The following is a 22,561-nucleotide window of genomic DNA, read 5'->3' as shown; positions in this document are numbered from 1 at the left end:
TATGGGCGGAAAGTGTTCATTTCTATCGAGCAAAAACTGTTCAATTTAGCTTAGCAGTTACAATAGCACGATCAGATAATCCGACAATCGGGCGCATTTCCTTAATTAGACGTATTTTCAATATAAATGGTCACATTTCAGTTCCCTTCTTCATATCCTTTATCTTCCACCCCCTTGCCGTTTCCATTTCCATGATTAACAATATACAATATTCATATAGGACAAAAATTCAACAACACCAGAAGGAGTGAATCCTATTTGAAATTTTTTAGAACATTGCTTATATGCCTGCTCATTGTAGGATTCATTTTATATAAGCAAGGAAATGAGCAGGTGGTTACATCCGTCCATTCCATGGCGGACTCCTTACGCTCGTATTCTGAGTCTATAACAAAACGGCCTGAGGTTTCCAATATCATTGCTAAATTGCAAGAAGGATATCAATCTTTGAAAGGCGAGCTTAAAGAGATTGAGACTCAGGAACAAGTGGAGATCCCTTCATTAAAAACGCCTGAGGAACAAACGTTTTCAGTTCATAATATTGAGATTGGCGATACAAAAGCTGAAGTAGAAAAGCAGGCCGGCAAAGCGAAGCGGGCCTCCTACAATGAATATGGAGTCAAATGGTACGCCTATCATGAAAACTATCAAAACTTCTTCATGGCTGCTTATGACGACCAGGGGAAAGTTGCCGGATTATATACAAACCAGGACTTGGTTTCATCAAAAAACGGAATTAAGCTAAATGAGTCAAAGGAATCTGTTGTCCAAAAGCTCGGAGAGCCTGTTAAAGGGATCAGAAAAGGATTCGTCATGTACCAAGTTCAGGCCAGTGGCGAATATAACATTTATGAAATGGATCATTGCTATGTTACTGTGTTTTTTGATAAACATAAAAATGATACTGTGACAGCTTTACAAATCATCAGCACCGGCCTTGAGCAGGAGAAGAAAGAATTCTTTGCTCCCGGCAGTGAAGAATTGGAAGAAGGATTCGAGTATCAATTATTTGACCTCACCAATGCTGCAAGAGTGAAACACGGCCTCCCGGTTTTATCCTGGGATGATCATGTAAAAGTGACGGCGCGCGGACATAGCACCGATATGGCCGAAAAAAGTTACTTCAGTCATGAAAGTTTAGACGGGTTATCCCCTTTTGACCGTATGGATCGCGATCATATCGCCTATAGGGCGGCGGGAGAAAACATTGCATCCGGCCAGGTAAGCAGTATTTTCGCGCATGAAGGCCTGATGAACTCCATGGGCCATCGCAAAAACATTTTGAGCCCGGAATATAACTCTCTTGGAGTCGGAGTAGCCTTTGACTCTGAATCAAGGCCTTTTTATACGGAAAACTTCATTGGAAAATAAAAAAGCGCCAATTCCAGCTTATGGCGCTTTTTCCCTTTATTTAAATATCGCTGCAATGACCTCGTCCTGCGACATATCACTGTCCACTTCATAGGACCCGGGGCGCAATTTGTTTTCCACTTTTTTCTTCTCAACAGCCTTTGAGAATTTAAAAGCATCATCAACAATTTTGGCCTTCACCAGCATTTTTCCCACATCAATACTGGTCATGCCGTCCGTAACATTGATTACTACCCGGTAAACGACTTTTTTATCCTCTGCTTTGTCTTCTGCCGCTTTTTCTTTATCAGCAGCTTCTGCTTTTGCCTCTTCCATTTTTTTATTATATTCTTCAACAGTCTGGACAATATAGCCGGAGGACTCAAGGCCGGCTATCATTTCTGCTTCAGATGGCTCATTTTCCGTAACTATTTCTTTTTCTGTTGTTTTTGCCGGAGCTTTGGAAGCTTCACTTTTAACTGAAAAATATGCCGCACTGCAGACAGCGGCAGCCAGGAAAATTCCGGCTGCAAAACTGGCCAATGGATTAAATCTCATTTGCAACCCTGCCCCTTTCTTCCTTTCCTGCTATGTAAGGAGCTATCATTTTCCTGATTTCATTTTCGGACACATTTTTTTCAGCTGCTATGTTTTCGATTGAATATTTCCGATTATACAAATCCAACACTTCACGCATCAGAATTCTTTCCTTCGATGAAAGCCGAATGCCCGATTCCTTCATAATGATCTCTATATCAAGCTCCATGTTACGGATTGATTCCCGTATATCTCTTATCTCATTCATCGTTGATACATGAATTAAATCAAGCTCTTTCATCTTTTCCTTGGAGGCCTTGCGTCCTTTGATTCCCGATATAATGAGCAATAAGGCAGAGGCTGCAAACAAACCTCCCAATGTCCATTCCATCAAAATTGGGTCCCCTCTCCATTTTTAATTTATTCCAGCTACTAATTATACAACCACAGGCAAAATTTTTCGACCGTATCGGTGGAAATATGACCAAAGTCGGGTATATTTTGTAAATTTCTCCTGTTAAAGGGACACATTGAAAACCCCCGCTTAACATGCGAGGGTGCATCGAGGCTGATACCAGTTTATTATTTTTCTTCAGGTTCATCACTGCCGCGGTAGCGGTTGTATGGAAGCGGATTCCAAACGCGATATTCCAGTTCATCAGCACGCAATGCCGGAGGAATATCTGCAAGAATTTTTTTGGCAACTTCGAGCTCCCGCTGCGATTCATCTTTATCCTGATATAAAAATTCGTCGGAAGCTTTTTCCGGAGCCTGCTTTACTTTTTCTTCCAAGTCTTCAACAACCATTTCCTGCTGGTTGCGCAAAGCTTCACGGGCTTCTGTTACCCACTGTCTCTGCATGTCGCGATCTGCATCCCCGACATACGTATATTCTTCATAGATGTCCTGATAAATACGATCAGCATTCGAACGGACATCCATTGTTGCTGCCTCCAAATCATGTATGGTCAACTCCTCAGGTGTCAGCTTCTCGCGCCGGTATGTGCCGCCGAGCCTTGTTGCTTCCAGATAAAACGGAAACATGCTTTTAATCGTTTTGCCCACCGGCGCAATAGACTTCTGATTCTCATCCAGTCCTTTAGGCTGGATCCCCTGCATGGCAATCCTGCTTGATTCCGGGCGGACAATCTCCTTTGGCGGCATAATTCCATGACGGAGCATTTCCCGGATGCCCGTTCCGGAAATTTTCAGCCTGAAGCGCTCATCATGGGAACAGGTCTTCTCAGTCGCATGATTTGAACAGCGTGTGCAATAAAAGACTTCATGGTACAACTGGACATCAATGCCTAATTCATCTGGAGAAAACTCGTCGAATATCGAATGGCTTGCGTACTTATCGTAAAAATCGCCGACACCGGCATGGTCTCGTCCAATTAGTGCGTGGGTACAGCCGAAGTTTTTCATGATCAGAGCATGCAAGACGGTTTCCCGCGGCCCCGCAAAAATGTATGTGACCCTTAATGGCGCGAGGGATACACGTTCTTTTGGATAATAAGTATCCAAGACACTGCGGTAGGAGAGCATACGAAATTCATTTCTCGTATATTCCCGTTTGGCCATTTCGACAAGAGGCTGGACCAATAAACCATCGATCGTCTCCAGTGCGTTCTTGTGAATATACTCATGTCCCCTGTGAAGCGGATTCGCACCGGTAATGAAACCGCCTACTGAGCGGAATTTCTTTTCTTCATAAAAAATTCTCCAAGTATCATTGGGCTCCAAGCGAATTTTTTCGAATGGCCCCCAATCGACCCGGCGCAAAAGTGAAATGGGACCCCCTAACGCAACGTCCCCCATCCTTCGGAAGATCGAATCTACGCCCGGGTGATTCCGATCCGTAGTTCCAAAAAGCTGGGCAGCACGCTCTTCTTTGTTATATGCGAAAAGATCTTCAATTTTCAGGATGGCAACCGGCTCTTTGCTTTCATCGGCCAATGCAACTTCATCTCCGATGGAAAGGGATGCAACCACCTCTTTATTTCGGTTTCCGATTGGCGCAAAGCTGAGGGGAACCGGCCAGACCACCCCATTTTTCAACCGGCCTTCATACAGTACGGATTTATAGTCCTCCTCATTCATAAAACCCTCATTCGGTGACAGAACCCCCGTAGCGATCATTTCCAGTGTAATCACAGCTTCCAAATCAACCATAATGGTTGGCAGCTGCCTGGCCCTGAACAGTTCTTCTTCCCGTTCTTTCCCTTTTAATACCCTGTCAACCAGCTTTCCGCCATGGGGCTGCTGCGGATAGTTGGCAAATTTTCCGGCTTCCGGGATTACAACTTTTTGTTCCATGCTCCTCTTCCTCCCATTTCTTCTAACAGTTTTCTCCAATGAGTTTATCCCCAAATCGACTCCAATCTATTAACCTACGAAATTTTACTTCCTGTCATTATGTATATGGTTTTATTAAATTTTTTGTAAACGCTTTTACAAATTTGAATGGTTTTTTCGATAAAAAGAGAGTCGTACGGTCTTGTCGATCAGGGAAACAACATTGTTGTATAACAGATATGGATTTATTATATAATCACCACGTTTAAATTACAAGAAAATTAATAATAGAAAAGCACCTGCATGGTCTTAGTATGCAGCTTTTATAGCTTTAAGCTCCTTGTTTAATTTTTTAGCGGAAAGCAGCGCCATCTCATCCTGTAAAATATCTTCCGGTTTATTGCCTTCCCCGATAATATACCCTGCGAATGACATCCCGACAAATTGAAAGATCCACCGGAATTGGTCAATCATCGCCAGGCCTTTCATATGAGGTTCGTCTCCTCCAACAGCCAGCACATAGGCTTTCTTCCCGCTCATGTTCTTCTTGAAATCCGGAAACTTCGGATCCCTTAAAGTTTGCGACCAGCGATCAATGAAATTTTTCATCAAACCTGACATGCTGTACCAGTAAATCGGTGTTGAAAAAAGAATAATATCGCTTTGTTCAACCTGCTTAATGATCGTGTCATAATCATCATCCACTTCATCAAATCCATGCTCTGTATGACGGCCATCCACTATCGGTTTGACCGTAAAATCCCTTAAATAAATTTCTTTTGCATCCAATCCGGCAATGGCTTTTTTTGTCAAAAGTTCCGTATTGCTTGTTGTTCTGCTGCTTCCATACAACACGACTACTTTGGCCATAAAAACCCCTCCCTATTTCAATAATTTTGGAATGAAATCTGTATCAACGTTTCCGCCTGAAATAAGCGCAACAATCCGTTTGCTTCCAGGATTTCTTTTCATCGCTCCCGCAACAGAGACCGCTCCCGAAGGTTCAATCACCTGCTTCATCCTCGTTAATACATAGATAAAAGCCTTTTTGATTGATTCCTCGTCAACTAGTACGATATCATCCACATAACGTTGAACAACCGGGAAAGTCAGCTCGCCCGGAATGGAAGTTCTTAATCCGTCAGCTATCGTAATACTTCCTCCAATATTGAATCTTTTCCCTTGCTTAAATGATAAATAGGTATCGTTTGCGATGGCCGGCTCCACCCCGATGACCCGAATCCCCGGGTTCGACTCTTTAATGGCGGTGGCCACGCCTGATATCAGACCGCCTCCTCCTATGGGGACGTATACCTCATCAATATCATCAACCTGCTCCACAATTTCCAACCCGGCGGTTCCCTGCCCTGCCATAATAAAAGGGTCATCGTAAGGGGGAATAAATACAGCTTTTCCGTCTTCACTTATTTGTTTGGCTCTTTCAATTCGTTCTTCCGATGTCGTCCCGCAAACTTCGATATTTCCGTTATAAGCCTTAATGGCGTCCCTTTTGCATGCGGCAGCATCTTCAGGGACGACAATAGTAGAACAAATTTCCAGTTGATTGGCTATGTATGCCACGGCCTGGCCATGATTTCCGGATGAGGCGGCAATCACATGTTTGGTGTTTCTCTGAAATTCCTGTATGACTTTGTTAGAAGCGCCGCGGATTTTAAATGCGCCTGTTTTTTGCAGATGCTCACATTTGAAGAACAATTCATTGCCAAAGTCTTTGGAAATCGTTTCTGAAGTCATCACCGGAGTCTTTTTTACAATGCCGCCTATTCTTTCCCGGGCTTCCCGGATCAAGTTCAAATCAATCATACAGTGTGCTCCCTTTATTTTTTATTTTTCACAAAAACAGTGCCGAAAACTCTGTAATTGACAATCAATTTGGTGCCCCAATGCGCTGCGGCATATAAAATGATAAATAAGAGGACCAGGGGCTTGAAAACAATCCATAGAAAAATCCAAAGCAGAATGGCAGCCCACGGTTTAAGCTTTGAAAAGAGCTTTGACGGCAGCAGAAAAAAACGGTAAATTTTGTATTGTTTTTGCAAAACTTCAAGGTATTCGCTGCGTGTTTGCGGATTATCAGGATCCAGGCGAACAGCATTCTCCAAAAAATCGAGCGCTTTTTCATTATCTCCCCTTTGATCTGCTGCCCAGGCCAAATATAAAAAAATCAATGGATTTTCAGGATCCGCTTCCAATGAGTGCATTTCCGTTTCAATTGAAAGCTGCTTATTCCCCAGCAAGCTCTGAACATAGCTGTAATTGGCAAGATATAATGCATTATGCGGCTCTAAGCGCAACGCGTGCTCAAAGCTTTTCTCCGCCTTTTGAAACTTTCCCTGTTGATTGTAAATATTCCCGTCCAAAAAATAATAATAGCTGTTTTCGGGAAATAGGCTGATCGCTTCCCCGATCGTTTTCCTGGCAGCCTTCCAATTCTGCTGGGTATAGAAGGTTCCTGCCCTGACTTCCCACGCCAATGGATTTTCGGGATCTTTTTTCAGTGCTTCTTCGGTCCAGTGAAGAGCCTTCTTATATTCATCCATCTCCAAAAAGATTTTTCCCATCAATGCATAGCCGTCCGGATCATCCGGATACATTTGTATATACGTTTCTGCTTCTTTGATGGAATCTTGATATCGATTCCATTCAAGCAGCTGGGCCACCCTTTCAAACTGTGAGTATTGGAGACTTTCATTCAACGTAACTCACATCCTATCGAATTTTATTATCCTTGATATACTCCAGCACATGCTGATAATCTTTATTGACGTCACTGAATGTCGCATAGTTTTTTGCTGTGGAAAACCATTCAAGAGTTGTTGGCTTTCTTCCTTTTAGAGCTTGAGTGATATCATTGTCAGTCAGAGGCTGCAATTCACCCGTCTCCAAAGAACGTTGAAGTGCCGATTCAATCGAATCATTTACAAGCTGCTCTAGATCCGCACCGGAAAAATGCTGAGATTTGCCGGCATATTTTTTAAAATTCAGCTTAGCCTGCGGTTTATCTTTCACCTTCAATTTTAAGATCAGTTCCCGTTCCTGCTCACTCGGAGGCGGGATAAAAATCAATTGATTGAACCGTCCGGGTCTTCTTAAAGCCGGATCCAAATACCATGGGGTATTTGTTGCTCCGATGACGTAAACTCCATTGTTGTGGGAATTGAGCCCATCAAGCTCTATGAGCAATTGATTGACAAGCATCCTCTCATGGTGATGTCTCATATTTTGTCTGCTGCCTCCAAGTGCATCCAATTCATCGATGAATAGGACACAAGGCTTTTGCTCACGTGCTTTTTCAAAAAAGTCATGAAGGTTATGCTCACTTTGTCCAACATACATCGATAAAATTGCCTGTAATTCCATATGTAAAAAATTGGCGTTGATTTCCCCTGCTATGGCTTTTGCCAGAAAGGTTTTCCCGCAGCCTGGCGGTCCGTATAAAAGGAGGCTCCCGCCGGCCTCTTTGCCATAAGCTTTGAAGAATTCAGGATTTTGCAGCGGCAAAATAAAGTTCATCCGGATTTTCTTTTTAACGTCTTCCAATCCGCCGACATCGTCGAACGTTTCCTGCGGCTGCAGCGATTCAACGAGTGTGTTTTTATGTTTGTCAAATTGAATCACTTTAAGCTTATTCTTTTTTTCTTCATCATTGGACATTGAGCCCACCCCCTTAAAGGCTATCTATTCTTTGTATTTCCTCCGATACAAGAAAAGCCAAATCCTCATTCCCGAACATTGAAAGCACTCCGAGCAATGTGTCATTCGGTATGTCTCCGGCTTCTTCCTTTGGCACCGTCAATTCCATTGCCTCTTTCAAAGCTGCATTTTCCGGCTGTTCCGGATAAGCTTTTTTATACAATTGTTCTGGATCCAGGTCATGATTGATGCACCACTGCGCAAATACGAGTATCATCATTTTCTCATCTTTGCGGTAGCTCTCGATGATTTTCTTTTCCAACTCATTTGAACTCATGGTGTTGCTCCTTTATTGATATGTAAAAAGAGGAGCAGATAGTGATTTTATGCTCCTCCTCTAAAAATAATATTAGATTATTGTTCAATTCGATTCAATAAAATTTGTACATAACTTGTACAAACTTTTCTCACGTTCTTCTTAAATATTTATGAAAAAACCAAATGGCTGCGCACAGCCAGAAGCTGCTGGCAAGATATCCTGCAATGACATCACTTGGATAATGGACCCCTAAATAAATTCTGCTTATTCCAATCATAAAAATAAATAAAGCGCTGATAATGATTAAGACTGTACGTCCAACCTTGCCTGGAACATGGCTCCAAAGAAGATAAACAAGAACGCCGTAAAGCGAAACGGCATTCATTGAATGCCCGCTCGGAAAGCTGTAACCGCCTATTTCGATCAAGCGGTGTAAATTTGGCCGGACCCGTTGGAATAACAGTTTTAACATCTCATTTATTAACGGTGTTGCCAGCACCACTGCCCCGAATATGAGCATTTTCACCTTGCTTTTATAAACACCCAAAATGAGCAATACAAGCAAAAAAACTGCCATTATGGATGGAAATGATCCTATTTTAGTAAAAAACTTCATGACTACGGTGAGCCGCTGTGACTCGAACCCCTGAATAAAGTGAATAATTGTATGATCAAAGCCATATAATCTCTGATCCTTAACAAGGAGTGCCATGGTGCAGAAGCTTATAAACGACAGCACTGCAAAAAACAGAACATTCCTGAGCTGCTTTTCATTTAACATTGAAAACACCTTAATATCCTATCCATTGTGAATGGTGTGTCCCGTTTTCTTTAGATTAATCTTCAGGACTGCGGGAAAATTCCATGAGCAGTCCTTTAAGTTTTCATTTTTAGCTAAAAATATTCGATGTCATGATTCTCGCACCATTCAATTGCAATGTCTTTATAACATTGATCACGGAACTGATACCATTTGTCTTCCAAACCTAAATAATAAATTTTTTCCTTAAATCTTCTGAACGCACCCTTTCCCCTTATAGAGGAAAGCAGTTCGTTTCCAATGTCCTCATCTGGCAGAGAGTAACAAAAATTTTCCATCATACTATATTCATGGATATCAAATTGGGAAGGCAGTGGAACATAGTTTTCTTCATTCTCCAAAATATCTATAGCCGTTTTCATTTCCTCTTGCTGCCAATCCGGTAAATGATCATAAGGTTCATCGTCTTCAGCTTTTCGGAGTGCCGTATTATCAACCGCCACGATATCTCCTGTCTTCAGATTAATAAAGGTATTGCTTTCATCAGACTGCATTTCCATTCCATCAATAACATCACTTAATTTAACTTTTGCTTTTATTTTCTTGCACCCCGCTATCGATCTGTTCTTTTTTCCGCATTTTATTTAAATGTTACTTTTATTATAAAACGGAATCTTCATCAAAAACATTCCATTTTCGTTATTTTTTTGAGCAGTTTCAGAGAGGTCCGTTTCCATCTCCTTGTGGGTAATTCCAAACGGCACACCATTTTCTGTATAACCTGCTATGAAATAGAATGGCTCATCACTGTATATTTCCTCATATTCCTTCTGTTCTCTTTCTCGTTTTTCTTTCTTTTTAAGCTTTTGCGTTTTTCTGGCTTCCATGGCTTTTATTGCTTTTTGTCTTTCTTTCCCGGAAACCTTATAACCAAGCATTTCCATTTCGGTTAATGCGCATAACTCATCAACACAAAACCTTTTGCAATACCCTTTGATTAAGTTTTTGCCTTCATATTTTTCCAGTCATTTTGTATTTTTGACATGCTGCACCCGGCTTGTCCGTTTCATCCGTTTTCTTCGTGGTCCTTTGGCTTTTTTTCCATTATACATATAAATCGCCAATCTTTTAATCCAAAGATAAAATATAACTCTATCATACAATAGTTGAGCTATAATTAAATGACAGCAGTTTACAAATCAGAGGTGATTCGATGAAAGCAGCCCTCATTTCCGCCACGAAGAATTCTATCCAGCCTATTGAACAAGCCTTTGAAAAATATGCCCCTGAGATTGAATATGTCCATTTATTGGATTCAGATCTGTTAAACATGATGGAAAGAGACGGATTATTAACAAAAGAAATGATTGATCGATTCATAGACTTGTGCAGGCTGGCAGTCAAATCAAAAGTGGATGTCATCCAACTGACATGTTCTGCGTTCAACGATGCGGTTGACGTATTGCGGCCGGTTTTCCAAGTTCCGATTTTCCGTTCAGATCAGGCAATGCTCGATAAAGCACTGAAATATAAAAAGGTTGGCCTTATTTCGACCGTTAAGGAGACACCCATCGCTTTAAGCAATTATTTAAAGAGACAGAGCCCTGATATCGAAATACTTTCAAAGGTGGATGATGGGGCAATCCACCTCCTCTCAAAAGGGAAATTGGCAGAACATGATTCCCGGGTGCTGACTATGATCAATGAAATAAACGATCAGGTGGATGTCATAGTGCTTTCCCAATACAGCATGGAGCATATTGCAAGCCAAATCAATCTTGAGCTCCCGATATTAACCGCGGCAAAAGAAACTGTCCTGCATTTAAAGTCACTGTTATAGGAAAGCCGGGCATTTTTGTCGCCTGGCTTTAAAGTATCATTTAATTATATACAAAGTTTCCATCGAATCATCAGAAGGGCTCTGGAAATATGCGCCCATTTCGTGCAGTTGTTTGATTGAATCTACATGCCTTTTTGTAATTTTCTCACCCGGATTCAGAAGCGGGATGCCGGGAGGATAGGGCAGGACTGTTTCGCCGCACAAAGATCCGATGGCATCTTCCAGTTTTACTTTGTGGCGCGGCCTGTGAAAGGCATCTTGCAGGCTCATTTTCGGCTCATATACTCTCCCTTCCTCTTCAAACATAATAATGTCCTTTTTCTCATGAGGAATCACAGAAAGCTCCTGCAACTTTTGATCAATCGCTTTAACGGCCTCTACAACTTTATCAATATCTTCTTCTTTTTCATTTAAGGAAAATAAAAAGACGATATTGCGGGGATCGCCGATTTCTGCCACAGCCCCCTGGTCATAAAAAAGGTCGAGCAGGTGGTATCCGGATACAGATTCATCTTTGGGGGCGATGATCCATTTAAGCGGATCCCTGCGTTGGACCTCTGCGCTTCCTGCCCAAATCGATAGTGACTTAAGTTCTTTTGTCAGCTCTTCCCTTCTTCTTTCCAATCTTTGAACCGTATCTTTTAAATGGTCCCTTCCGCGTTCCACCAAATATCTTCTGGCAAGATCGAGTGAGCCAAGCAGCAAATACGACGGGCTTGTTGACTGGATCATTCCCAGCACCCTTGCCAACCGCTCCCGATCTACAATGTCTCCTTTAACATGAAGCATGGAAGACATATGCATGGATGTCAGCATCTTATGGGTGGATTGGACCACAAGATTTGCCCCCATTGAAAGGGCTGAAGGGGGAACTTCATCAGCTTGGCCGAAATGAGCGCCGTGTGCCTCGTCAACAATTAACGGAACTCCAGCCTGCCTGCAAACCTCCGCCAATCGGGAAATGTCCTGGCTCATTCCATAATAATTCGGGTTTGTCACCCATATCCCTTTTACATCGGGATTTTCAGCCAATGCTTCTTCAAAATGATGGAGATCCGGTACCATCGCCGCTTTTGTAACAGACTCAATGGCGGGAGCTATGTAAATCGGATGGGCGCCGGCAAGAAGCAGTCCGTTAAATACTGACTTATGCATATTCCTCTGAACGAGTATTTTGTCTCCAGGGCTGCAAATCGTCAGTGCAACTCCCAGATTTCCGATTGTACTTCCTCCAACGAGAAAGAATGTATAGTCAGCCCCAAAAGCATCGGCTGCTAAGTTCTGTGCTTCCAGGATTGAGTCGGTTGGCTGATGAAGGTCATCAATTCCTTTTATACAAGTCGCATCAATTTTTAATATATTGGAAAAATGATGCTGGGCATCTTTGTCAAAAACACGCCCGTCTTTGTGCCCCGGCACGTGCATGGAAGTGCGGTTTGTCTCTTCGTATAAACAAAGCGCCTCATAAAGCGGAGCTTTAGAGTGGTTCAATTTATTTAATTTCGGTACAGAAGTTTTTATCATATTCATACACGTTCCCCCATTCATTGTTAATACCTGTCATATGTATTCGCTTACATGGAGCATTTTAGCATATTTATAAAAATACTGAATGCATCTGCCGTTCGTAAGGCTTCCAATCTGCTCATGCTACCCTCCCTTTTTTCACTTGGGTTGCTCATTTTCTAAAAATTGACTTTGAATAACAGTAAAATAAAAATCCTCTTTTTAAGAGGAGTGCGCAATATTCATCAAAAGAATGTAAATCGATATTATTATAACTTTTCAATATAGTCAATTGGGGTTATTTCTAAAACTATTTATTTTTAAGAAATTTGTCGACTATATCAATAGGGTAATCTTTTGGGTAATTTTTATATAAATAGGTCGATAATCGTACAGGATCGCCGAAAAAATACCTTTCATACTGAATTTGTCTTGTTCCAAACGGGCTCATTGTCAGATCCCATGCCAAACGGAATAGCTTTACTCTATCCGGAGCGGATCTGCTTTCTCCCCTTAGATACTTTTCAAGATCTGCAGCAATATTACTGTCAAAGTCATTTTCGGTAGGCAATGTTACCATCCCGCTGGCTCCTATCAATTGGATAATCTCACAAAAACGGGGGTAAACTTTCGGGAATACATTTCCGGCAACCTGCAATGGAATCATACTTGGACGCATAATCCCAAATTCGTCCAACTCCGCATCATTTTCCGATTTCTCCAGCAAAGCTTTCATTGTCTCAAGCCCGACGATGATTTCTGAAAGTTTATCTTGGATATGCAGATATTCGTCCACATTGATCGTTTCGACCATTGATTGGGCGACACCGAGGATGAACTCTGTTTTTGCTATTTGTCTGGTAATCACTTGGTGATAGGCAAAAGAGTAAAAAGAACTGCGCAGCTTTAAATCCGTTGCAGCATCAACATTATCGTAGAAAAATACCTTTTCCCAAGGAACCAATACGTAATCAAATACAACGATTGAATCCATTTCTTCATATTGGGAACTGAGGGGGTGATTAAAAAAAGAATCCCCGCCAACAAATGATTCCCTGCAGATGAATTTAAGGCCTTTTGTATCGGAAGGAATGGAAAAGGCAAAGGCTTCATCTGGATCAAAGAAAAATCTGGGAGCGGTGTAAACCAATACCTCGTCAGTCATTCCTCCCTGCGTTGCCAGAAGACGTGCCCCTTTAATGACAAGCCCCTTTTTATTTTTTTCAATTACTTTGGCTGAAATGGGATCCTTTGAAAAACCTAAATTGAGCTGGGAACGATTGATTTGAGGAGTAATAAAAGTGTGGGTAAATGACAAATCTTTCTTCATGGCTCTTTCATATAATGACTGGATATTTTCAGGAAAGCAATTATTTCTTCCTTTTAACAAAGGGGCAGAAGCTGCATAGCTCATAATGGCAGTATTCATATAATCCGGGCTTCTTCCGATCATTCCGTGAGTGTGCCGGGCCCAGTGTTCGATCATTTTTCTCCTTCTTTTTAGATCCTGTTTAGTCTTTGGCTGCAAGTAGGACAATCCAACCGACTCTTTTTTCCCTTGAATGGAAAAAGTCATCTCATCTTTTATCTTAGGGTCGTTTTGCATATCATAAAGTGATGATATCGTCTGAATGACTCCCTTGAAAGCGGGGTGTTCAGAAATTTTCCCTTCAATCTTAATGCCATCAAACCAAATTTCCATGTCCAATCTGTTTAAACGGGCGATAAAATCTTTCCCGGCAATGGTTCCCATTTTCTCACTCCTTCTGTTGGCACCGTATCAATTAATCTGCGGTTGTTTTCATTTTATTGGATCTGGAATTCGTTTATTCTGTATTTTAAGGAGCAAAAAGCGAAATTTAGTCCCACGCAGATGTAGTTAGACGAAAAAGAGCCGCAATCTTTGATTGAAATCAAGATTGCGGCTTTAAATGCAGGGCTGTACCTATTTTAGCTTCATATCTCCAGGCCGATTTTCGCCGGTTCTTTCGGCTGTGCTGAAGTCACATTCCTTCAATGGAACAACCTTAGTTTTCTTAATAATTTTATACCCCAGCCATACAGCGATGAACAAAGGAAGCCCGATATAGGAGACTAGCGCGCCGTTCCAGTCTATCGAACCGCTTGTAAATGCACTGTAGTTTTGGCCAAGTATGACAAAGATACAAAGAGCAAGGGCAAACAGAGGTCCAAATGGGAACCATTTTGCCTTGTACGGAAGATCATCCAGACTTCTTCCTTGGGCAACGTACGCCCGGCGGAACCGATAATGGCTGAGCGAGATGCCTACCCACGCAATAAACCCTGACATCCCTGATGCATTCAAAAGCCAAATGTAGACGGCTCCGTCCCCAAAAAAGGAAGCAAGGAATGCAAGGCAGCCGACCAATGAGGTGGCAACCAACGCCCGGACAGGTACGCCTCTTTTATCAAGCCGACCAAAAAACTTTGGAGCTTTCCCTTCCCTTGCCAAATCCCATAACATCCGGGTAGAAGCATACAACCCGGAGCTTCCGGCAGACATCACGGAAGTTAAAATGATCGCATTCATGACAGAGGCGGCAAAAGCGACACCTGCCTGATCAAATACAAGCGTGAAAGGGCTTACGGTCACATCTTCGCTTGCCAAACTTTCTGTTGTATACGGAATGATCAAGCTGATGACTAAGATGGCGAAAATATAGAACAGAAGAATCCGCCAAAAAACCGACCGGACAGCTTTCGGAATGGATTTGGCAGGGTTGTCCGTTTCGCCGGCTGCCACTCCGAATAGCTCAGTTCCCTGGAAAGAGTATCCCGCTGCCATGAATATCCCCAAAATTGTCATGAATCCGCCATTGAAAGGCCCTTCGCCGACATGGAAGTTTTTAAATCCGATGAACTCTCCGCCCATGATCCCAAAAATCATTAGGACACCGACAATCAAGAAAACAATAACGGTTACAACTTTGATCATGGAAAACCAATATTCAGATTCTCCGAAGCCTTTGACAGAAAGATAGTTTAATAGAAAAATAATCCCTAAACAGAGGCCGCTCCAAAGGATGGAAGGACTGTCGGGAAACCAGAATTTCATGATTAAAGTAACCGCTGCCAATTCGGAAGCTATCGTAATGGCCCAGTTATACCAATAGTTCCAACCCAGGGCGAACCCTAATGCAGGATCGACAAAACGGGTTCCGTAGGTGCTGAACGAACCGGCTACAGGCATGAATGCGGACATTTCCGCAAGACTGACCATGACAAAATAAACCATAATCCCGATTGCTCCATAGGCAAGAAGTGCCCCGCCGGGCCCGGCAGTATGAATAGCTGTTCCGCTGGCGAGGAATAAACCGGTCCCAATTGTGCCGCCAAGAGCGATCATCGTTAGATGCCTTGACTTTAATTTCCTTTTTAATTCTTGTGGAGGCTGGCCTGCATCCACGTTGCCTGTTTCATTTTTTGCAATAAAAGATTGTTCGGCGGCATGATTTTGCATAAATACGAGTTCCTCCTTTTACGTGGTGTCTAATGGGTTTATCCTCCCATTATTTGTTGTTTGTTTGAAGGAGTAACTTTGACTTCCCTCATTCAAAACCCGTTTCGAAATTTTTTAAGAGAAACCAGCCGCTTCTCTAACCGCGGCTGGGATACCTCACTATTTTATCACATAAATTGTTTCCATAGTCTCATCTGACGGACTTTGGAAGTAAGCGCCCATTTCATGGAGCTGCCTGATTGTATCCACGTGGGTTTGCGTTATTTCTTCACCTGGTGTCAGAAGCGGAATTCCCGGAGGGTAAGGAAGAACTGTCTCCGCACAGTACGAACCTACTGCTTCTTCCAGCTTCATGCGATGGCGCGGCTTGTGAAATGCCGTCCCCAAGGATAATGCCGGCTTTTGCAGTGTCCCTTCTTCAGCGAAGAGAACGATCTCTTTTGTCTCCTGCTTAGTGAATTCCATCTGCTTTAATTTCTTGTCAATGGCTTTAATTGCATCCACCACTTTTTCGATATCCTCTCCCTTTTCATTCAGTGAAAACAAGAAGACGATATTGCGGGGGTCGCTTATTTCTGCGGTGCAGCCTTCTTCATAGAAAAAATCAAGCAATTGGTATCCTGTCACCGTTTCATCTTTGCACGAAATGATCCATTTTAATGGGTCCCTACTATGAACTTCGATGCTTCCTTCCCAAATGGCAAGTGTCTCTAATTCATCGGCAAGACGCATTCTTCTTTTTTCCAAACGATCCACCGTTTGTTTAAGTTCATCTCTTCCCTTTTCAACCAAATACCTTCTGGCAAGGTCCAATGATGCAAGTAATGGATAAGACGGACTGGTCGACTGGATCATGCCGAGTACTTGTGCCAAACGCTCGCGGTTGATCAGATCACCCTTTACGTGAAGCATAGATGCCATCGTCATCGCTGTCAGCATTTTATGGGTGGATTGAACAACGAGATCGGCGCCTTGGGAAAGTGCAGACGGAGGAACCGATTCAGACTGTCCGAAATGGGCTCCATGGGCTTCATCAACGATTAAAGGAATACCTGCTTGATGGCAGGTTTCAGCCAATTGCGAAACATTTTGGCTCATGCCGTAGTAGTTTGGATTCGTAATCCAGACGGCTTTTGCATCCGGATGCTGTTTCAAAGCCTCTTCAATATAAAAGATATCCGAAACCATGGCTGCTTTTGTCGTGGATTCAATCGCCGGCGCAATGTAAACCGGGTGAGCGCCTGCCAGAAGCAAACCATGGAATACCGATTTGTGCATATTGCGCTGAACAAGGATCTTGTCTCCAGGCCCGCATAATGTAAGGGCCGCTCCAATATTTCCAATCGTGCTGCCTCCAACTAGGAAAAAAGTATGGTCAGAACCGAATGCCTCTGCTGCGAGAGCCTGCGCCTCGGCAATGAAATCTGTCGGATGATGCAGATCGTCTATTCCTACAGATTCGGTAGCATCTATTTTTAATACATCATAGAAATGATCATAACCTTTTTGGTCGAAAACCCTTCCATCTTTGTGGCCAGGAACGTGCATGGACGTTCTTTTGCTTTCTTCATATTGGCAAAGTGCCTCATAAAGCGGGGCTTTGGAATGGTTTGATTTTTTGTTCATCAATTTTTCAACTTGCGAAATGTCTATACTCATAACAGCTTCTCCTCCAATCTTTTCTATCTGTTTTAGTTAAGAGAATCCATGTTAAAAAGAAGAAAATTGACACCGTTTGCAAATGATGCCATTTAAAGGTTTCGCTTCTTTCGTGGAGCTCAGTTAAATATATTGCAATTTTTGTGCCAGCGCAATATCTTTTTAAATGAAATACTTGGAAACCCGTTCATATCATAGGTTTATCATTAAAAAGCAGACTTTTATGACAGAGAACTATCTTCCTGCAAAATATAAAACCGCCGAATATTCGGCGGTTCATTTGTCGTCATTTATTTTTGTCAGCTTATATTGCAGTGTTTGACGGGGAATATTCAATAATTTTGCAGCTTGCTGTATATTCCCGCCGGTTTTTCTTAACGCTTCTGTGATCAAATTTTTTTCCGTCTCCATCAAAGCTTCCCTCAGCGGAATAAGTTGAGTGCTGTTCATTACGTTATAGGATGAACCGTCAAAAGCTGCGATATGCTGCGGAATATGTTCTTTGGTGATTGTATGTCCATCCATGATGTTCATGGCAGATTCGATGGCATGCTCCAGCTCGCGGACATTGCCCGGCCAGGCATAGGCATGAAACAAATCCAACACATCTTCATTGATTTGTGTAACCAGCTTGCCGAATTGAAAATTATATTTACGTACAAAATGTTCCGCCAGCAATGCAATATCACCTTTTCTTTCCCGAAGAGGCGGAATGTTCAAATTGACCACATTTAAGCGGTAATACAGGTCTGGGCGCAATGTTTTTTCCTCTATGCATTTTTCTGCCGGTTCATTCATGGCGGCAATGATCCGGACATTCACGGGATTCTCTTTCGTACCTCCCACCCTGCGTATGAGTCCGTTTTCAAGCACCCTTAACAGTTTTGCCTGAATATCGAGCGGCATGGAATTGATTTCATCAAGGAACAATGTTCCCCCATTTGCAATTTCAAACAATCCGGGACGGTCTGTGGCACCCGTATAGCTGCCTTTTGACGTTCCGAACAGGATCCCTTCCAAAAGTGATGACGGGATCGCCGCACAATTTTGCGCAATGAATGGAGCGGATTTGCGGGGCGATGCATTATGGATTGCCTGAACGAACAATTCCTTTCCGGTTCCCGTTTCTCCATATATTAATATGGGTGATGATGTTTGGGCGACTTTGGCCGCTTTTTCTTTTAGTTGTTTGAAAGAAAGATCATTTGTGATAATGTCCATTAACTGATACTTGGCTCCTGACTCGCCTTTTGCAGATTGCGGCTTGCCGCCGGCGGGTTCCACCTTAGCCTGCAGATCAAGCAGCTTTTCTGACAACTGCTTGATTCTTGTCACGTCTTTGGCAATTTCAACAGCTCCGACTATTTCCCCATCTACGATGATGGGAAGTGTAGTATTGACCGTATCAATCAACATTCCACGTATATTATAGTATGATTGATGCTCGTTATGGATGGGTTTTCCTGTATGGATGACTTTTAATAATGTACTGGTTTCGACTGTCAAGGAAGGAAATACATCGAGCACATGTTTTCCGAGCACCTCTTCCCCTTCCACACCATCAAGCTTCGCTGCCACATGGTTATAAAAAATAGTTACACCGTGTGCATCGACCGCATGGATCCCTTCATCAATCGTACTTAAAATTGCATGGAGAATTTCCTTATCTTTCGTGTCTGTCAAATTCAATAGCACGGAAATCGGCTCCTTTACCGTAGGCCTATTACTCTAAAAGATGTGCCGGATTTTTGTCGAATAGGTGCCGGATATTCGGCACCCTATTATTATATGATATTTTAAAATGGAAATCACCCACTTAAAGGTTCAATTGCCCGCAATCCACCATATCTATCCGAGACGATTCAAATATTCACGCACTCCTTGGATCAGATCGGGTGCGGCAACCCCATAACGGGAATATTTTTTCGCCATTTCTTCTCCAGCTCTCGCATGTAAATAGCTTGCTGCCGTCATTGCGTCCAAAGGCCGGGCTCCCTGGGCGGCGAATGATGCGATCAACCCCGTCAGGACATCCCCGCTGCCTCCTTTGCCGAGGGCATCATGGCCGGCAGGATTAATAAAGATTTCTCCTTGCGGAGACGCGATGATGGAGCGATGGCCTTTTAACAATAAATGAATCCCATATTTTTTTGCAAACTCTTGGGCATGTTCAATTCGGTCCGACTCCACATCCCTGACATCCGTGCTCAATAAACCTGCCATCTCTCCCGGATGGGGTGTAAAAATGATATCCCCTTTATACTTTTTTAGTAATTCCAAATGGTTCCGGGACAAATACAGAGCATCCGCATCGACTACGACCGTTTGGCCCGAAAGGGATTGAAATAAGGTTTCCATCCATTTTTCCCCTTTCGGAAATCTGCTCATCCCCGGACCGACAGCGACCACATCAAACTCATTAAACCTCGAGGCAATCTCATGAACTGAGTGGTCTGAAAAATGGCCATTTGTTTCGGAAAGAGGGGAAAATAAGGCTGCTGGCACTTGTGCTGCGGCCATCGGATAAATATTATCTGGAACGGCCAGCGTAACAAGCCCAGCCCCGGAAAACAGTGCGCTTTTTGCCGTAAACAGCGGGGCACCGACATATTGGCGTGATCCTCCCAGTACGAGAACATGTCCAAACGTTCCCTTATGCCCGTCGATGGGCCTTTTCGGCACCAAATCTTTTACAAGCGCTTCCGTCATTACTGTTGGCATGTTCAAGCCGATGTTTTTGACGATGGAAAGCGGAACAGAAATATCGACTGCCTTCCATCTTCCAACATATTTGGGGCCGTCCTGTAAGAAAAACCCCTTTTTTGGGTAAATAAAAGTGATTGTTTTATCGGCCTTGATTGCAAGATCGTCCACTTTGCCGCTGTCACTGTTTAAACCTGAGGGAATGTCTACCGAAATAATCATTTTATCTTTGCCGATTTCGTTTATCATTGAAATGATTTCATCAAAGGGCTCCCTGACCGGTCCATTTGCCCCCGTCCCCAAGATGGCGTCAACAATAACATCTGCCTGTTCCAGTATTCTGGGAAGATCCCTTTTTGGGTTTTGACGAATGTACCGTATGGGAAGGCCGCGGTTAAGGTAAACATTGAAATGAATCTTGGCATCTCCTTTTATGCGCTCCGGGTCAGCTGCGAGGCAAAGGAGACAATCAAATCCTTCATCATGAAGGCGCCTGGCGATGACAAATCCATCGCCTCCGTTATTCCCGGAACCGGCCACTACAATTATTTTAGGTTTTTCAGAAGTTAGATGACCTGTTATCTCATGCACCACTTTGGCGCCGGCATTTTCCATCAGTACAACACCGGGAAGGCCAATTGTCTCTATTGTATATTGGTCCATTTGCTGCATATCTTTCCGGTCGGCTGCAAACATAGGCATTCCCCCGTAACGTAATGGATTATCATTAATTTAACAATCTTGGGGATGAAATTCCAGAATAAACGCATGATCCTCTATGGGAGAAGTATTTTAGGATGCAGAGTGCTTCAATATTCAACCATAAAAAAAGGAATGATCCTGTGATCATCCGCTCTTTTCAAATGTTAAACTGCCGATTTTCTTTTTTTGATCTGCTTGCTTCTTAATTGCCCGCACGCCGCATCTATATCGGTTCCCAGCTCCATTCTGACACCGCAATGGATCCCTTTTTTCTTTAACGTATCAAAGAATGTACGAATGGCCTCCGGTTCACTTCGCTGATACTGTCCGTGCTCATCGACCGGGTTGTACGGTATCAGGTTTACGTACGTAAGATGCCTTCTCTTTTCAAGGAGTCTGGCCAACTCCAAGGCTTCTTTCTGATGGTCGTTGACGTCTTTTAATAAGATATACTCTATCGTAACCCGTCGATTCGTTTTATCCAAATAATAATCAAGTGCCTCCATCAGCTTGGCTATCGGAAAAGCCCTGTTGATTTTCATAATCTGCGTACGCAGTTCATCGTTAGGAGCATGCAGTGATAAGGCAAGATTGACTTGCAAATTTTCATCTGCGAAGTCATAAATTTTATGGGCAAGGCCGCTTGTTGATACTGTAATATGCCTTGCGCCGATTGCCAATCCTTTCGGATCGTTGACGACTCTTAGGAAATTCATCAAGTTTGTGTAATTGTCAAACGGTTCTCCGATTCCCATGACTACAATATGGCTCACCCGTTCGTCTTGGCCGCGCCCATCCAGAAATTTTTGCACCTGCATAATTTGGCCGACAATTTCTCCGCTGTTTAAGTCGCGGTTCTTCTTCAACAATCCGCTGGCACAGAAGCTGCAGCCGATATTGCAGCCGACCTGCGTTGTCACACATACAGATAGTCCGTAATGGAAGCTCATTAAGACGGTCTCAATGAGGTTGCCGTCTTCCAGCTCAAATAAAAATTTGATGGTCCCATCCTCGGATTCCTGTTTTACCGCCTGCTTCAGTGTTTGAATGGCGAAATGTTCATCCAATAATTCCAGACAGTCTTTATTGACATTTTTCATCTCTGAAAAACTGTCTACCCTCTTTGTATATAACCAGTCCCAGACTTGCTGTGCACGGAATTTTTTCTGTCCGTGCTCTACAAGCCAGTCTGTCAATTGGTCTATCGTTAAGCCATAAATTGATTTCTTCAATTGAAAACCCTCATTTCAAATAGATCCATGCTGTTATTATAATACTAGCATAGAAACAAGGAAACAACCTATTTTTGGGGTCTGACTCCAAACGGGGTTAGTTAAAAAAATAGAGGAAGCATCCAGCCACTATTAGATTAGGCAGTCCAATGAAAAACAATCTCGCACTGACAATCGTTCTTTCATGCCTTTCCGCCATTGATTCAGAAGCAAAGTTGGCCCTTGCCCGGTCACCGCTCACCATCGTTCCCAGTGAAATCATGCTTAGGACAAGGAAAAGCAGCCCAATCCCTCCAGTAACTTTGACAGCCGTATCTATCCCCCATAGTGCCAAACTGAACAAAGCCGAAACCGCGGACAAGAGAATCCCCATCAAGAAATATTTCAATGCCTCTCCCCCTTTTATTTTATATACGCCTGCAGAACAGCTTTGTTTCAACTATAATAAAATTGACATGCCAAAAACTAATACTGGTGGTGAAAGCTTTGAAAAATAGAGGTAAAAAATGCCCTATATGCGGTA

At 42.9% G+C, this 22,561-nt stretch carries 22 protein-coding genes; 3 read left to right on the top strand and 19 right to left on the bottom strand.

The window, feature by feature from the left end; translation table 11 throughout:
* Positions 1-251, top strand: a 251-nt coding sequence (locus FS666_RS20080; RefSeq protein ID WP_222119378.1) for a hypothetical protein, incomplete at its 5' end; no start/stop codon positions are given.
* 7 nt (positions 252-258) lie between these two features.
* The gene (locus FS666_RS16075; protein WP_144463339.1) at positions 259-1,371 is read left to right on the top strand and encodes a CAP domain-containing protein; all 1,113 of its coding nucleotides are present in this window, start codon (positions 259-261) and stop codon (positions 1,369-1,371) included.
* A gap of 36 nt (positions 1,372-1,407) precedes the next feature.
* On the opposite strand, the gene FS666_RS16070 is transcribed toward FS666_RS16075, so the two are convergent.
* The 11 genes from FS666_RS16070 to FS666_RS16020 all read right to left on the bottom strand — a co-directional run bounded on the left by FS666_RS16070 (position 1,408) and on the right by FS666_RS16020 (position 9,859).
* Positions 1,408-1,908 carry an endolytic transglycosylase MltG gene (locus FS666_RS16070; RefSeq protein WP_144463341.1) on the bottom strand — a complete coding sequence of 167 codons (501 nt, stop codon included), beginning with the start codon at positions 1,906-1,908 and terminating at the stop codon, positions 1,408-1,410.
* Entirely contained in the window at positions 1,898-2,278 is a 381-nt protein-coding gene (locus tag FS666_RS16065; protein ID WP_144463342.1) for a hypothetical protein, read from the bottom strand. The genes FS666_RS16070 and FS666_RS16065 overlap by 11 nt, the downstream gene beginning before the upstream one ends.
* 191 nt (positions 2,279-2,469) lie before the next feature.
* The gene (locus FS666_RS16060; protein ID WP_144463344.1) at positions 2,470-4,203 is read right to left on the bottom strand and encodes a sulfate adenylyltransferase; all 1,734 of its coding nucleotides are present in this window, start codon (positions 4,201-4,203) and stop codon (positions 2,470-2,472) included.
* 288 nt (positions 4,204-4,491) lie between these two features.
* Positions 4,492-5,052, bottom strand: a complete 561-nt coding sequence (locus tag FS666_RS16055) for a flavodoxin family protein (protein WP_144463346.1) — start codon at positions 5,050-5,052, stop codon at positions 4,492-4,494.
* Between the two features lie 12 nt (positions 5,053-5,064).
* Positions 5,065-6,006, bottom strand: a complete 942-nt coding sequence (locus FS666_RS16050) for a threonine ammonia-lyase (RefSeq protein ID WP_144463348.1) — start codon at positions 6,004-6,006, stop codon at positions 5,065-5,067.
* A gap of 14 nt (positions 6,007-6,020) precedes the next feature.
* Positions 6,021-6,899 carry a tetratricopeptide repeat protein gene (locus FS666_RS16045; RefSeq protein WP_144463350.1) on the bottom strand — a complete coding sequence of 293 codons (879 nt, stop codon included), beginning with the start codon at positions 6,897-6,899 and terminating at the stop codon, positions 6,021-6,023.
* Between the two features lie 13 nt (positions 6,900-6,912).
* Positions 6,913-7,857, bottom strand: coding sequence for an ATP-binding protein (locus FS666_RS16040; protein ID WP_144463353.1), 945 nt, complete (start codon positions 7,855-7,857; stop codon positions 6,913-6,915).
* A 13-nt stretch (positions 7,858-7,870) separates the two neighbouring features.
* Positions 7,871-8,173: a protein YxiS gene (locus FS666_RS16035; RefSeq protein WP_144463355.1), complete on the bottom strand. Its 303-nt coding sequence runs from the start codon at positions 8,171-8,173 to the stop codon at positions 7,871-7,873.
* Between the two features lie 130 nt (positions 8,174-8,303).
* The gene (locus FS666_RS16030; RefSeq protein ID WP_144463356.1) at positions 8,304-8,936 is read right to left on the bottom strand and encodes a phosphatase PAP2 family protein; all 633 of its coding nucleotides are present in this window, start codon (positions 8,934-8,936) and stop codon (positions 8,304-8,306) included.
* A gap of 113 nt (positions 8,937-9,049) precedes the next feature.
* The gene (locus FS666_RS16025) at positions 9,050-9,475 is read right to left on the bottom strand and encodes a UPF0158 family protein (protein WP_260842232.1); all 426 of its coding nucleotides are present in this window, start codon (positions 9,473-9,475) and stop codon (positions 9,050-9,052) included.
* 84 nt (positions 9,476-9,559) lie between these two features.
* Positions 9,560-9,859: a hypothetical protein gene (locus FS666_RS16020; protein ID WP_144463360.1), complete on the bottom strand. Its 300-nt coding sequence runs from the start codon at positions 9,857-9,859 to the stop codon at positions 9,560-9,562.
* A 269-nt stretch (positions 9,860-10,128) separates the two neighbouring features.
* Here FS666_RS16020 and FS666_RS16015 point away from each other — a divergent pair, with 269 nt between their 5' ends.
* Positions 10,129-10,755, top strand: coding sequence for an aspartate/glutamate racemase family protein (locus tag FS666_RS16015; protein WP_144463362.1), 627 nt, complete (start codon positions 10,129-10,131; stop codon positions 10,753-10,755).
* A 36-nt stretch (positions 10,756-10,791) separates the two neighbouring features.
* Here FS666_RS16015 and FS666_RS16010 read toward each other — a convergent pair whose 3' ends face one another.
* From FS666_RS16010 to FS666_RS15975, 8 genes are all read right to left on the bottom strand, one after another.
* Positions 10,792-12,285, bottom strand: coding sequence for an aminotransferase class I/II-fold pyridoxal phosphate-dependent enzyme (locus tag FS666_RS16010; protein ID WP_144463364.1), 1,494 nt, complete (start codon positions 12,283-12,285; stop codon positions 10,792-10,794).
* Between the two features lie 286 nt (positions 12,286-12,571).
* Positions 12,572-14,014, bottom strand: a complete 1,443-nt coding sequence (gene hpaB / locus FS666_RS16005) for a 4-hydroxyphenylacetate 3-monooxygenase, oxygenase component (RefSeq protein ID WP_144463365.1) — start codon at positions 14,012-14,014, stop codon at positions 12,572-12,574.
* A gap of 192 nt (positions 14,015-14,206) precedes the next feature.
* The gene (locus tag FS666_RS16000) at positions 14,207-15,742 is read right to left on the bottom strand and encodes an amino acid permease (protein WP_244943936.1); all 1,536 of its coding nucleotides are present in this window, start codon (positions 15,740-15,742) and stop codon (positions 14,207-14,209) included.
* A gap of 159 nt (positions 15,743-15,901) precedes the next feature.
* Complete coding sequence (locus FS666_RS15995) at positions 15,902-17,401, bottom strand: aminotransferase class I/II-fold pyridoxal phosphate-dependent enzyme (RefSeq protein ID WP_144463366.1); 1,500 nt, start codon at positions 17,399-17,401, stop codon at positions 15,902-15,904.
* Between the two features lie 276 nt (positions 17,402-17,677).
* On the bottom strand, positions 17,678-19,090 hold the full coding sequence (locus FS666_RS15990) for a sigma-54 interaction domain-containing protein (RefSeq protein ID WP_144463369.1): 1,413 nt from the start codon (positions 19,088-19,090) through the stop codon (positions 17,678-17,680).
* 159 nt (positions 19,091-19,249) lie between these two features.
* Complete coding sequence (locus FS666_RS15985) at positions 19,250-20,800, bottom strand: NAD(P)H-hydrate dehydratase (protein WP_186306591.1); 1,551 nt, start codon at positions 20,798-20,800, stop codon at positions 19,250-19,252.
* A 170-nt stretch (positions 20,801-20,970) separates the two neighbouring features.
* Positions 20,971-22,038, bottom strand: coding sequence for a dual-specificity RNA methyltransferase RlmN (rlmN, locus tag FS666_RS15980; protein WP_120073745.1), 1,068 nt, complete (start codon positions 22,036-22,038; stop codon positions 20,971-20,973).
* Positions 22,039-22,135: 97 nt separating this feature from the next.
* Positions 22,136-22,426, bottom strand: a complete 291-nt coding sequence (locus FS666_RS15975; RefSeq protein ID WP_120073747.1) for a DUF5316 domain-containing protein — start codon at positions 22,424-22,426, stop codon at positions 22,136-22,138.
* Between the last annotated feature and the right edge of the window lie 135 nt (positions 22,427-22,561).

It is taken from the genome of Siminovitchia fortis, assembly GCF_007681465.1.
Lineage (GTDB): Bacteria > Bacillota > Bacilli > Bacillales > Bacillaceae_C > Siminovitchia > Siminovitchia fortis.
The sequence above is the reverse complement of the archived record's forward strand: the minus strand, read 5'-3'. Positions and strand labels throughout refer to the sequence as shown.